The sequence below is a fragment of the Rathayibacter sp. PhB1 genome, from assembly GCF_004362935.1.
Lineage (GTDB): Bacteria > Actinomycetota > Actinomycetes > Actinomycetales > Microbacteriaceae > Rathayibacter > Rathayibacter festucae.
The window spans coordinates 406,755-419,350 of sequence record NZ_SNYD01000001.1; the positions used below are offsets into that span (position 1 = coordinate 406,755).

Consider the following 12,596-nt stretch of genomic DNA (forward strand, 5'->3'; position numbering starts at 1 on the left):
CGATGGGCTGGCTCTCCCGCCTGTTCGGCGGCACCGACTCGGTGCCGGAGGAGACCGCGCCCGCACTCCCGCGCGTGCCGTCCAGCGACGACATCCTCGCGGCGCTCGACCGGGTCGCGGCGGAGACCGCGGGCAAGGTCCCGGCGATCGTCGCGGCCCGCATCCGCCGGGTCGACGAGACCGTGCGCGAGATGGTGCCGCGCCTGGACCGCCTCGGCGGGATGAGCCGGCAGGGCCACACCGTCGTCGCGACGGCCACCAGCTACCTGCCCGAGGCGGTCGAGGGCTACCTGCGCCTGCCGCGCGACTTCGCCGACCGCCGCGCCGTCTACAAGGGGAAGACCTCGCTGATGATCCTCTGCGACCAGCTCGACCTGCTCGGGGGCACCCTCGACCGGATCTCCGACGCCGTCTCGCGGCAGGACGCCTCGGCGCTGATCGCGCACGGGCAGTTCCTCGCCGAGAAGTTCACGGAGTCGTCGCTGTCGAGCGGGCTCGACGCGCCGGCCGCTCCGACGACGCCCACCGCCCCCGGCTCGCTGACCCCGCCGAGCGCCTCGTGACCGCGCTGTCGGCGTCGCTCGACGCGCTCGTCCTGGTCGGAGCCGCGGCCGGGCTCGACGGCGCCGCCGTGCGCGCCGAGGGCGCCCGGCTCGCGGCGGCGGTCGCGGAGTCGATCACCGGGGCGGGGCAGGACTGGCTCGCCGAGACCGGGACGACCGGCGGCCTCGAGGCGTTCTTCACCGCGGCGTCGAGCGCCCGGCGCTGGCGCAGCTCGCCGACCGATCTGCTCGCCGGGCTGGTCGCGGCGCACTCGGAGCAGGCGGGCGCGTACGCGCGGGCGCTGACCGAGGTCGTGTCCGCGGCGAGCTCGCTCGGGCAGCCGGGGATCGGCGGGATCGCGGCGGCGTCGGCGACGGCGGCGGCGCAGCTGGGGGCTGTGCAGGCTCCTTCGCCTTCCGTGCCCACCGCACCGCGCGACCTTCCCGCCGGAGTTCCCGGGGTCGACGAGATCCTCGCGCGGCTGCGGCGGACCGAGCACGACGGGCCGCAGGACGAGCCGGGACCGGTCGCCGCCGCGCCGCCCGCCTCTCCCGCGCCGGAACCCGAGCCCGAGCCGCTCGAGCCGCCCGAGGCGATCGAGGACCTGCTCGCCGAGCTCGACGCGCTGATCGGCCTCGACCGGGTGAAGAGCGAGATCAAGCGGCAGACCCAGCTGCTCCGGATCGACACCCTGCGCCAGGCCGCGGGACTGACCACGCCGACGCTCACCCGGCACCTCGTCTTCACCGGCAACCCCGGCACCGGCAAGACCACCGTCGCCCGGCTCGTCTCGCGGATCTACCGCTCGCTCGGCATCCTCTCGAAGGGCGTGCTCGTCGAGGTCGACCGCTCGGAGCTGGTCGCCGGCTACCTCGGCCAGACCTCGATGAAGACCGCCGAGGTGATCGCCTCGGCCCGCGGCGGCGTGCTCTTCATCGACGAGGCCTACGCGCTCGCGCTCGACCAGTACGGGGCGGAGGCGGTGACCACCCTGGTCAAGGACATGGAGGACCACCGCGGCGACCTGGTCGTCATCGTGGCGGGCTACTCCGGGCCGATGCAGGGCTTCCTCGACACCAACCCCGGGCTCGCGAGCCGCTTCTCCACCACCATCGACTTCACGGACTACAGCGACGAGGAGCTCTCCGCGATCTTCGCGCGCCTCGCCGCCGCCGCCGACTTCACTCCCACGGAGGAGGCGGTCGCCGCCTTCGCCGACGTCGCCGCCGCGCAGGAGCGCACCGAGGCGTTCGGCAACGGGCGCTGGGTGCGCAACGTGCTCGACGCGGCCATCGCGCGCCACGCCTGGCGCCTGCGCGACACCGAGGAGCCGACGCTCGACGAGCTGCGGACCCTGGAGGCGGAGGACGTCGTGGAGGCGGAGCTGCCGGAGGCGGAGTCCGAGACCGACGTATCGACCGGGGAGAGCTCATGAGCATCGCTACCGCCGCACCGCCGGCTCCGCCCGCACCCGCGCAGGCTGCGCCTGCCGCTCGGCGGCCGAACCTGCTCTCCCGCGCGACCTCGACCACCCCGCGCACCCTCAGGCTGCTGCTCGTGCTCACCGCGCTCGCCGCCGTGCTGTTCGGCGTCTTCGCCCAGCAGGCCGCGTCGCTGCAGGCGCGCGCCGCCGAGGAGGCGCGCCAGCAGGCGGCGCAGCTCGTCGGCGTGCAGGACGTGCGGAACCTGCTCGTCGACGCCAACGCGATCGCCGCGAACACCTTCCTGGTCGGCGGTCTCGAGCCCGCGGAGCAGCGGCAGACGTACGTCGACAACCTCGCGGGCGCGTCCTCGCGGATCGCCGAGCTCGCCGCGACGCAGCCCGACGACGCCGCGACCCTCGCGAAGGTCGCCACCAAGCTGACCACCTACAGCGGACTGATCGAGCAAGCGCGCGCCAACAACCGTCAGGGCTTCCCGGTCGGCTCGGCGTACCTCGACCAGGCCTCGGCGCAGCTGACCGATTCCGAGAAGGGGATCCTCACCGATCTCAACGGGCTCGTCACCCGCGGGGCCGACCGCGTCGCCGCCGCCTACGACACCGTGCGCTTCAGCGTGCTGCTGCTGATCGGCTCGCTCGCGATGCTGCTCCTGCTGATCGCGGCGCAGGTCTGGCTGGCGCGGCGGACGCACCGCTACCTCAACCGCCCGCTCGCCACCGCCACCGGGCTGCTGCTGCTGGTCGGGATCGGCGGCGCGCTCCTGCTCGGCTCGATCGCGGGGCGTGCGGCGGCGGTCCGCGCCGAGCCGTACCAGGCGACCCTCGTCGTCTCGCAGGCGCTCACCGCGGCGAGCGACGCGAAGTCGCTGGAGAGCTTCACGCTGATCAAGCGCGGCTCGGGAGCGGCCCTCGAGGCGGAGTTCCAGGCGGCGGCGAAGGACGCGGGGGACCGGCTGCAGGCCGGGGTCGACGACGGCATCGTCGACGGGGCGCTGCTGACGGAGCTGAACGCGTGGCTGGACCTGCATGCGGCGATCCGCGATCAGGACGACGGCGGGAACTGGGACGACGCGGTGGACCTCGCCACCGCCACCGGGGACGGCACCGCCAACGGCGCGTTCACCGCCTTCGCGAACGATGCGCGCACGGCGATCGTCGACGACACGAACGCGACCCGCACCGAGCTCGACGACGGGAGCGCGACCGCCTCGATCGCCTCCTGGATCCTGCTCGCCGCCGGCCTGGTGGGCGCCCTGCTCGCCTGGCGCGGCGTCGCGCAGCGACTGGAGGAGTACCGATGACCCGCCTCAGCATCCTGCGCACGGGCGCCGTCGCGCTCCTGCTCGGCACCGTGCTCGCCGTCTCCGGCTGCACCAGCGGCGCGAGCGACCTCGGCACCATCACCGAGGCGACCACGCCGACCCCCACGGCGTCCGCGCCGTCGACCGCCGCTCCGGCCACGGCCGAGTGCTCGCCCTCGGCGGTAACCTCCTACGCGCCGACCGGCGTCACCGACAGCCCCCGGCTCGCCCAGATCCGCGACTACGGGAAGCTCCGCGTCGGCGTGTCGGCCGACACCCTGCTGATGTCCTCCCGCAACCCGCTGACCGGCACGATCGAGGGCTTCGACATCGACATCGCCCGCGAGATCGCCGGCGCGATCCTCGGGAACCCCGACGAGATCGAGTTCGTCGTGATCACCTCGGCCCAGCGCCTGCCCGCCCTCAGCGGCGACGCCGCGACGCCGCAGGTCGACCTGGTCGCCCGCACGCTGACGATGACCTGCGACCGCTGGAGCAGCATCGCCTTCTCCTCCGAGTACTACGCCGCGGGGCTGAAGGTGCTCGTCTCCGAGAGCAACGAGGCCGACGGCATCGACGAGCTGGCCGGCGCGAGGGTCTGCGCACCGCGGAGCACCACCACGCTCAGCCGGCTCGAGAGCGACTACCCCGACGTCGAGGCGGTCGCCGCCGACACGCACACCCAGTGCCTCGCGCAGTTCCAGGAGGGCTCCGTCGACGCGATCGCCGGCGACGACACGATCCTCGCCGGCTTCGTCGCGCAGGACCCGTACGCCAAGGTCATCGGCGACCAGCTCAGCTCCGAGCCCTACGGCCTCGGGATGCCCGCCGGTGACACCGACTACGTGCGCTTCGTCAACGCGGCGCTCGAGAGCATCCGCGCCGACGGCCGCTGGCAGAGCATCTACCAGCGCTGGCTCGGCGACCTCGGCACGGCGACGCCGCCCGCCGCCGTGTACGGGCGCTGATGGTGGCAGTGACGGGAGCGCAGGCGGGCGTCTCGGAGGGGACGCCCGTCGCTCCGGGGCGCCTGGGCGAGGCGATCCCGCAGCGGGCGCTCTTCGACTACCTCGCGCAGATCGGCCGCTGGCTGGAGCGGACGACCCGCGAGCTCTCGCGGCTCGACGCCGCGGCGCTCGCCTCGCCGCAGGCCGACAGCTACACCGCCGACGTCGTGCTCGCGCAGTCGCTGCGCGAGTCCGTCACCCGTCGGCTGGCCGAGCTCGAGGTCGTCTGGGACTCCGGCCGGGTGGACACCGTGGCCCGCGAGCGGATGTCGCAGCTGATCTGGGGGCGGCTGGACTCCTCCGGCTCGGGCGGCAGCGCCGCCGTCTCGCTGGTCGAGGCCGTGCGGCTCTGCGACGCCGTCATCGGCCAGCTGAAGTCGCGCCTCGAGCTCGACCCGAGCGGCACCGACGTTGCCGGCCGGATCGTCGGGGTGCGCGCCGAGATCGAGCGCTGCCGCGACCTCACCCGCGATGCGCGCGGCACCGTCGACCAGGCCGCCGCCCAGCGCGTCGCCGTGCTCCGCTCGCGGCTCGACGCCCTCGCCGAGAAGGCCGGCCGCGGCGCCGACGTCTCCGGGCCGCTCGGCCAGCTCGAGAGCGACTCCGCCCGGCTCGAGCGCGACCTGATCATCGCCGCCTCCGAGCGCCGCGGCCTCGAGCACGACCGGGTCCGCGCCCGCGAGCTGGCCGCTGCGGCGGAGCTGCGCGAGGCGCCACTGCGCGAGCTGGTCGCCCGCTGCCGCCGCGAGATCGCGGATCCGCCCCGCCTCGCGGTGCCCGACGTCTCGCGTCTCGGCGAGCCGCCGACCGGTCGGGAGGCGCTCGACGCGCACCTCGCCCGCCTCACCGCCGTCGGCCGGGCGTTCGACGCCGTCGAGGCCGCGTACACCTCGCCGCTGCGCGAGCGGGCCGCACTCGGCTTCCGGCTGCGGGCCCTGCGCGAGCGCGCCGCCGCCAACGGCCGGGCCGCCTCCGCCGTCGGCGTCGCAGCCGACGCCGAGGTCCGCGCCGCGCTCGACGCGGTGCCCTGCTCGGTGCCGCTCGCCCGCCACCTGGTGGAGCAGTACGACGTGGTCACCCGCGACCTGCCCACCGCCCCGTCTCCCTCGCACCACCGGAAGGCCAGCTCATGAACGGCGACCCCTGCATCTCGACCCCGGGCTGCACCGGCGTGATCGAGGACGGCTACTGCAACGTGTGCGGGCTGCCGGCGGAGGCGCCGGCGGCTACGGCCTCCGCTCCCACCGCGCGCCGCCCCGCTCCCGCGGCCGGCCCCGCGCCCGCCACCGCCTCCGCCGCCTTCGGCACAGGCTTCGCCGAGGGCGCGCCGAACGCGCAGGTCCCCGTCGGCTCCAGCACCGAGGAGGCGGCGACCGCCCGCAGCGGCCGCACCTCCTCCGCCCGCCTCGCGACCGCCGCGCTCGGCTCGGCCCGCACCGCGCAGACCGGCTCGAAGACCACCCGCCGCGTCGGCACCACCTCCACCCGCCTGCGCGGACCGCGGCTCGGCGCCGGACTGACGACCGTCCCCTCCCGCCCCGCCGCCGACCCGATGGCCGCGCTGATGAAGGAGGCGGTGCTCCCCGAGCGCAAGCGCTTCTGCTCCAACTGCGGCACCGCGGTCGGCCGCGGCCGCGACGGCAAGCCCGGCCGCACCGAGGGCTTCTGCCCCAACTGCCGCACCCCGTTCAGCTTCACGCCGCAGCTCGCGAAGGGCGACGTCGTCGGCGGGCAGTACGAGGTGGTCGGCTGCCTCGCCTACGGCGGACTCGGCTGGATCTACCTCGCCCGCGACCGCAACGTCTCCGGTCGCTGGGTCGTGCTCAAGGGCCTGCTGAACTCCGGCGACCCGGACGCCTACGCCGCGGCGGTGACGGAGCGGCAGTACCTCGCCGAGGTCGAGCACCCGCTGATCGTCGAGATCTACAACTTCGTCCTGCACGAGGGCGCCGGCTACATCGTGATGGAGTACGTCGGCGGTCCGAGCCTCAAGCAGATCCTTCAGGAGCGCCGCGACGCGAACGGCGGCTCCGCGGATCCGCTGCCCGTCGACCAGGCGCTCGCCTTCGTCCTCGAGGTGATGCCCGCCTTCGCCTACCTGCACGACCACGGGCTGCTCTACTGCGACTTCAAGCCGGACAACATGATCCAGGTCGGCGACCAGGTCAAGCTGATCGACCTCGGCGGGGTGCGCCGGGCCGACGACGAGGAGTCGGCGATCTACGGCACCGTCGGGTACCAGGCGCCCGAGGTGCCCGAGCTGGGGCCGTCGATCGCCTCCGACGTCTACACGATCGGGCGGACGATCGCCTCGCTCGTCCTCGACTTCCGCGGCAACCAGACCACCTACGTCGCCTCGTTGCCGCCGGTGTCCGAGACGCCGCTGTTCCAGAAGTACGACTCGTTCTACCGCCTGGTCGCGAAGGCCTGCGCGCCCGACCCTCAGGACCGCTTCGCCACCGTCGACGAGATGCGCGGGCAGCTGCTCGGCGTGCTGCGCGAGGTCGTCGCGACCGACCGCGGACCGGGTCACCCCGCACTGCACTCGACCGAGTCGGCGCTCTTCGAGGCGCCCGTCGCCGACGTGGTCGACCGTCCGCTGCCCTGGGACGCGCTGCCCGGGCTGAAGACCGACGAGTCCGACCCGGCGCGCGCCTGGCTCGCGGGTGTCAACGTCGCCGACCCGATCGTGCGGCTGCGCGCCCTCGCGCTCGCGCCGACCGTCACCGTCGAGGTGCGGCTCGCCCGCGCCCGCGCGGCGATCGAGGCCGAGCGCTGGGAGGACGTCGCCCGCGCGACCGGCGAGATCCTCACCGAGGACCCCTGGGAGTGGCGCGCGGTCTGGATGAGCGGGCTGGCCCAGCTCGCCCGCCACGACGACATCGGCGCCCGCGCCTCGTTCAACACCGTCTACGGCCAGGTGCCGGGCGAGCTCGCGCCGAAGCTCGCGCTCGCCGCGGCCTGCGAGTCGAGCGGCGAGCCCGAGGTGGCGGAGTCGCTCTACGTGATCTGCGCCCGCGCCGACGCCAACTACACCGCGCCGGCCGCCTTCGGTCTCGCCCGAGTCCGGCAGCACCGGGCCGACCTGGACGGCGCGCTCGACGCGCTCGACATCGTCACGCCGACCCGCTCCTCCTACGTCGACGCCCGCCGCCGCCGCGCCGAGCTGCTGGCCGGCTCCGGGCGCGGACTTCCGTCGCTCTCCGCCGCGCTCGCCAGTGTCGACACGGTGGCGATCGACTCGCGGACCCGGCTCGAGCTGACGACGGGGGTGCTGGAGTCGGCGCTCGAGCTGGTTCGCCGCGACGGGCCCGCCGAAGGCGCGACGATCGGCGGGATCGACGCCACCGAGCCCGCCCTCCGGGACGGCCTCGAGACCTCCTACCGCTCGCTCGCGGCCGCCACCCGCGAGAAGGAGGAGCGCCTGCGCCTCGTCGACCGGGCGAACGCCGTGCGCCGCTGGACGCTGACGTGAGCGGGGAGAGCGCCGTGAGCGGGGAGAGTTCCGTGAGCCCCGCGCTGTCGACGCCCTGCCCGAACTGCGGCGAGCCGGTCTCGACCGGCGACGCCTTCTGCGAGGCCTGCGGGACGACGCTGATCGTCCCGGCCGCCGCGGCCGCCCCGCCCGCCGCCGGCTCGGAGGGCCCGACCGCCTGCCTGCACTGCGGGGGAGCGATCGCCGACGACGGCTACTGCGAGCAGTGCGGTCAGCGCGCGCCGACCGAGCGCGAGCACTGGGCGGAGGCGCCGCACCCGCTGGTCGGCGGGGTCTGCGACCGCGGGATCCGGCACGCGGCCAACGAGGACGCGATGGCGCTCGGCGCGACCGCCGGCGAGGACGGCGGCCTGCGGACCGCCCTGCTGGTGGTCTGCGACGGCGTCTCCTCGACCCCCGACTCCGACACCGCCTCCCTCGCCGCGGCCCGAGCCGCGCTGAGCGCCCTGCGCAGCGAGGTCGGCGGCGAGGTGCACGGCGCCGAGCGCTGGGGCGCGCTGCTGCAGATGGCGGTCGCGCGCGCCTCCGGAGCGATCGACGCCGCGGTGCCCGAGAAGCGCGACAACCCGCCCTCCTGCACCTTCACCGCCGCGATCCTCGACGGCGCGCTGCTGGTCACCGGCAACGTCGGCGACAGCCGCAGCTACTGGATCCCCGACGCGGGCCCCGCCCGGCAGCTCACGGTCGACGACTCCTGGGCGCAGGAGCAGATCGCCTCGGGCGTGCCCCGCGCCGAGGCCGAGTCCGCGCCCGACGCGCACGCCATCACCAAGTGGCTGGGCGCCGACGCGCACGACGAGTCGCCCACCCTCGCCTCGACCGTGCTCGACGAGCCCGGCTGGGTGCTCGTCTGCTCCGACGGCCTCTGGAACTACGCCTCGCCCGCGGACGACCTCGCGGCCGTGCTGCACGACGCCGTCGCCCGCGTCGGCGACGACCCCGTCGCGCTGGCGGAGGCGCTCGTCGCCTGGGCGAACGAGCGCGGCGGCCAGGACAACATCACGGCGGCCCTGGCGCGCTTCGCCCCGGCGGCGGAGGCCGCGCCGCCTCCCGAGTAGGCCGCGCCGGCGGCGCCCCATGCTGATCGAGGAGGCCGCGCCTGCGGCGCCCCATGTTGATCGAGGAGGCCGCGCCTGCGGCGCCTCATGTTGATCGAGTAGGCCGCGGAGCGGCCGTATCGAGATCCACCACCCTGCAGTAACCCATGTCTCGATACGCCGCTGCGCGGCTACTCGACCAGCATGTGCGCGCTCCCTGTTGATCGAGGAAGCTGCGCTGCCCCCTTCCATGCTGATCGAGTAGGCCGCGCAGCGGCCGTATCGAGATCCGCCACCCTGCAGAGGGCCGGGTCCCGATACGCCGCTGCGCGGCTACTCGACCAGCATGTGCGCGCTCCCTGTTGATCGAGGAAGCTGCGCCGCCCCCATTCATGCTGATCGAGTAGGCCGCGCAGCGGCCGTATCGAGATCCCCCCGCCGTGCCGCTCCGTCCATCCGCGGCACCGGTGCCTGGACACATCCGCTCCCCGCGTCCGCGCCGTCGCCGCCTACCCTCGTCCCCATGAGCATCGCCGAGTCGCCCGCCACCTCGCTGTCCACCGTCGGCCACTGGATCGACGGCGCAGCCTCGCCCTCGTCGTCCGGCCGCACCGCGCCGGTCTACGACCCGGCGCTCGGCGTCGCGACCAAGGAGGTCGCGCTGGCCGACGCCGCCGAGATCGATGCGGCCGTCGCCTCCGCCAAGGCCGCGTTCCCCGCTTGGCGCGACACCTCGCTCGCCAAGCGCCAGCAGATCGTGTTCAAGTTCCGCGAGCTGCTCGAGGCGAAGAAGGGCGAGCTGGCCGAGATCATCACCTCCGAGCACGGCAAGGTCCTCTCCGACGCGATGGGCGAGATCACCCGCGGCCAGGAGGTCGTCGAGTTCGCGACCGGCCTCGCGCACCACCTCAAGGGCGAGTACTCGGAGCAGGTGTCGACCGGCGTCGACGTCTACTCCGTGAAGCAGCCGCTCGGCGTCGTGGGCATCATCAGCCCCTTCAACTTCCCCGCGATGGTGCCGATGTGGTTCTTCCCCATCGCGATCGCCGCCGGCAACACGGTGGTCGTGAAGCCGTCCGAGAAGGACCCGTCGTCGGCGATCTGGCTCGGTGCCCTCTGGAAGGAGGCCGGTCTCCCCGACGGCGTCTTCACCGTCCTGAACGGCGACAAGGTCGCGGTCGACGGCCTCCTCGAACACCCCGACGTCAAGTCGATCTCCTTCGTCGGCTCCACCCCGATCGCCCAGTACGTCTACGAGACCGGCACCCGCCACGGCAAGCGCGTCCAGGCGCTCGGCGGCGCGAAGAACCACATGCTGGTGCTCCCCGACGCCGACCTCGACCTCGTCGCCGACTCCGCCATCAACGCGGGCTTCGGCTCCGCGGGCGAGCGCTGCATGGCCATCTCGGTCGTCGTCGCGGTCGAGCCGGTCGCGGACGAGCTGATCGCGAAGATCCAGGAGCGCGCCGCGACCCTGCGCATCGGCGACGGCCGCCGCGGCTGCGACATGGGACCGCTGGTCACCGAGGCGCACCGCGACAAGGTCGCCTCCTACATCGCGATCGCGGAGGAGGACGGCGCGAAGGTCGTCGTCGACGGCCGCGGCATCGAGGTCGACGGCGACGAGAACGGCTTCTGGCTCGGCCCGACGCTGCTGGACGACGTCCCGATCACCTCGAAGGCCTACACCGAGGAGATCTTCGGACCGGTCCTCTCCATCGTCCGGGTGCAGTCCTACGAGGAGGGCGTCGCCCTGATCAACAACGGCGCCTTCGGCAACGGCACGGCGATCTTCACCAACGACGGCGGAGCGGCCCGCCGCTTCCAGAACGAGGTCGAGGTCGGGATGATCGGCATCAACGTGCCGATCCCCGTGCCCGTCGCGACGTTCTCCTTCGGCGGCTGGAAGTCCTCGCTGTTCGGCGACACCAAGGCCCACGGCGCGGAGGGCGTCCGCTTCTTCACGCAGCAGAAGGCGATCACGTCGCGCTGGCTGGACCCCTCGCACGGCGGCATCAACCTCGGCTTCCCCCAGAACTGAGCCGGGCCGCGAGATGCCACTTATGAGCGACTTCTACGGCGTGTCCTGCTCATAAGTGGCATCTCGCGGGGCCACGGCACACCGACCATCGCAAGGTCGAGCGCAACCGGCGAATCGCGTGTCAGCGATTCGTCGTGGGCGGACGTGCGTCGCTCTGTGGGGCGTCCCCCTCTCGCTCGGCCGACCGCGGCCGATCGACGACGGAGGAGGAGACCGGCGCCGAGAAGCACAGCGCCAGCCACAGCTCCGTGCGCGCGTCCACGTCGTCCAGGTCGACACCCAGCGCCCGCTCGACCGCCGTGACGCGGTTCCGCAGCGTGTGCCGGTGCACGCCGAGCTCTCGGGCGGCCGGCTCCCACGCGCCGTTGCAGCGGAGCCAGACGCGGGCGCTCTCGAGCAGCACGCCGCCCTCGGGCGTGAGCAGCGGCGCGAGCAGCCGTCGGGCGAGCGGCTCGGCGCCGGCCGCGGTGAGCAGGCCGCGCATCCCCTGCGCCGTCACGTCCTCGAAGCGGAGCAGCGGATGCTCCGCCGTCGCCCGGTCGGCCGCGCGCCGCGCCTCCACCAGCCCCCGGTCCAGCTCGGCCCAGGCGACCGGCGCCGAGGACCCCGCCTGCGCACCGTGCCGCTCCAGCACTCCCGCGATCAGCTCCAGGTCCTCGGCACCCGTGATCACCACGAGCGCCCCGTCGCGCTCGGCGAAGAACAGCCGCGCCCCGTCCTCCTCCGCGAAGACCTCCAGCTCGTCGAGCAGCGAGTCGCCGCGCACCGGCTCGCTCAGCACGCTCACGCGGACCGGCTCGGCGGGCAGCGTGCCCCACAGCTGTCGCGCGGTGCGGGACGCGACGTCGAAGGCCCCGGCGACGAGCAGCTCGAGCAGACCCGAGCGCAGCTGCCGCCGCGAGGTGTCGAGGGCGCGCCGCTGCTCGAGCGCGATGCTCGCGAGCCCGATGACGCTCGCCACCAGGTCGTTGCCGGCCGGATCCAGGGGAGTGCCGGTGCCGACCGCGAGCACCCCGCGCAGGTGGTCGCGCTGCCCGAGCGTCTGCAGGGTGACGCCGCCGCCGTCGTCGAGCCGGAGCCCCGCGCGGCTGCCCCGGGCGAGCGCCTGGCGCACGGCCGCCGCGACCGAGCGCTCCGCCGCCTCCGGCACGTCGAGCCGGGTCGGCAGGTGCACCCGCTGGCCGACCGCGTCGTAGAGCGCGACCCAGCAGTCCAGCTGGCGCTCCAGCTCCGAGAGGATCGCCGCGAGGCCGTCCGGTCGCAGCGCCGCCCGCGCGACCCGGCGCTGCGCCTCCAGCGACCACTCCAGTCGCTCGCGCTGCTCGCGCGAGATGACGTCGGCGACGAAGCGGATGATCCCCATGAACGGCGTCAGATCGGCGACCTCGAGCAGGGGAAGCCCCTGCCGGGCGCAGGCCGCGATGAGCGGAGCGGGCACCTCGTCGTGAACGATGCCGGTCGCGAAGCCGAGGGCGCGGATGCCCCGGCCGCGCAGGCGGGCCACGTACGCCTCCGAGAAGTCGGCGCCCTGCGTCCCGGGAGCCTGCTCGAAGTGCACCCCGTCGGTGAGCAGCAGCTGCCCCGATTCGAGCCACGGCGTCGGATCGACGAGGTCGGAGGAGTGCGCCCAGACCAGCGGGGCGTCGAGGGCCGCCTCGTCGTGCACGCCCGCGAGGACATGGAGGCGGAAGGCCGGCTCGGCGAGCAGATCGCGGACGGTCGCGGGCACG

General features: G+C 74.3%; 9 protein-coding genes. 8 read left to right on the forward strand and 1 reads right to left on the reverse strand.

The annotated features are described in order from the left end of the window. Positions 1-2: 2 nt before the first annotated feature. The 8 genes from EDF17_RS20095 to EDF17_RS01980 all read left to right on the forward strand — a co-directional run bounded on the left by EDF17_RS20095 (position 3) and on the right by EDF17_RS01980 (position 10,866). A complete protein-coding gene (locus EDF17_RS20095) occupies positions 3-563 on the forward strand; it encodes a hypothetical protein (RefSeq protein WP_185019940.1) in 561 nt (186 codons plus the stop codon). Beyond that, positions 560-1,978 (forward strand): AAA family ATPase, encoded by a 1,419-nt coding sequence (locus tag EDF17_RS01950; RefSeq protein WP_123444927.1) that lies wholly within the window; start codon positions 560-562, stop codon positions 1,976-1,978. The genes EDF17_RS20095 and EDF17_RS01950 overlap by 4 nt, the downstream gene beginning before the upstream one ends. Then, the gene (locus tag EDF17_RS01955) at positions 1,975-3,285 is read left to right on the forward strand and encodes a hypothetical protein (protein ID WP_123444928.1); all 1,311 of its coding nucleotides are present in this window, start codon (positions 1,975-1,977) and stop codon (positions 3,283-3,285) included. Before EDF17_RS01950 ends, EDF17_RS01955 begins: the two co-directional genes overlap by 4 nt. Further along, on the forward strand, positions 3,282-4,253 hold the full coding sequence (locus EDF17_RS01960; protein ID WP_123444929.1) for a glutamate ABC transporter substrate-binding protein: 972 nt from the start codon (positions 3,282-3,284) through the stop codon (positions 4,251-4,253). Before EDF17_RS01955 ends, EDF17_RS01960 begins: the two co-directional genes overlap by 4 nt. Beyond that, positions 4,253-5,425: a hypothetical protein gene (locus tag EDF17_RS01965; RefSeq protein ID WP_133671832.1), complete on the forward strand. Its 1,173-nt coding sequence runs from the start codon at positions 4,253-4,255 to the stop codon at positions 5,423-5,425. The genes EDF17_RS01960 and EDF17_RS01965 overlap by 1 nt, the downstream gene beginning before the upstream one ends. Further along, positions 5,422-7,767 carry a serine/threonine-protein kinase gene (locus EDF17_RS01970; protein WP_123444931.1) on the forward strand — a complete coding sequence of 782 codons (2,346 nt, stop codon included), beginning with the start codon at positions 5,422-5,424 and terminating at the stop codon, positions 7,765-7,767. Before EDF17_RS01965 ends, EDF17_RS01970 begins: the two co-directional genes overlap by 4 nt. Positions 7,768-7,799: 32 nt before the next feature. Continuing rightward, the gene (locus EDF17_RS01975; RefSeq protein ID WP_243732764.1) at positions 7,800-8,846 is read left to right on the forward strand and encodes a protein phosphatase 2C domain-containing protein; all 1,047 of its coding nucleotides are present in this window, start codon (positions 7,800-7,802) and stop codon (positions 8,844-8,846) included. A gap of 502 nt (positions 8,847-9,348) precedes the next feature. Beyond that, complete coding sequence (locus tag EDF17_RS01980; protein ID WP_123444932.1) at positions 9,349-10,866, forward strand: CoA-acylating methylmalonate-semialdehyde dehydrogenase; 1,518 nt, start codon at positions 9,349-9,351, stop codon at positions 10,864-10,866. A gap of 121 nt (positions 10,867-10,987) precedes the next feature. On the opposite strand, the gene EDF17_RS01985 is transcribed toward EDF17_RS01980, so the two are convergent. Then, complete coding sequence (locus tag EDF17_RS01985) at positions 10,988-12,595, reverse strand: PucR family transcriptional regulator (protein ID WP_133671834.1); 1,608 nt, start codon at positions 12,593-12,595, stop codon at positions 10,988-10,990. Position 12,596: the final 1 nt, after the last annotated feature.

Coding starts and splice junctions, on each gene's coding strand:
- EDF17_RS20095 (WP_185019940.1), top strand. CDS start 3: ATGGGCTGGCTCTCCCGCCTGTTCGGCGGCACCGACTCGGTGCCGGAG.
- EDF17_RS01955 (WP_123444928.1), top strand. CDS start 1,975: ATGAGCATCGCTACCGCCGCACCGCCGGCTCCGCCCGCACCCGCGCAG.
- EDF17_RS01960 (WP_123444929.1), top strand. CDS start 3,282: ATGACCCGCCTCAGCATCCTGCGCACGGGCGCCGTCGCGCTCCTGCTC.
- EDF17_RS01965 (WP_133671832.1), top strand. CDS start 4,253: ATGGTGGCAGTGACGGGAGCGCAGGCGGGCGTCTCGGAGGGGACGCCC.
- EDF17_RS01970 (WP_123444931.1), top strand. CDS start 5,422: ATGAACGGCGACCCCTGCATCTCGACCCCGGGCTGCACCGGCGTGATC.
- EDF17_RS01980 (WP_123444932.1), top strand. CDS start 9,349: ATGAGCATCGCCGAGTCGCCCGCCACCTCGCTGTCCACCGTCGGCCAC.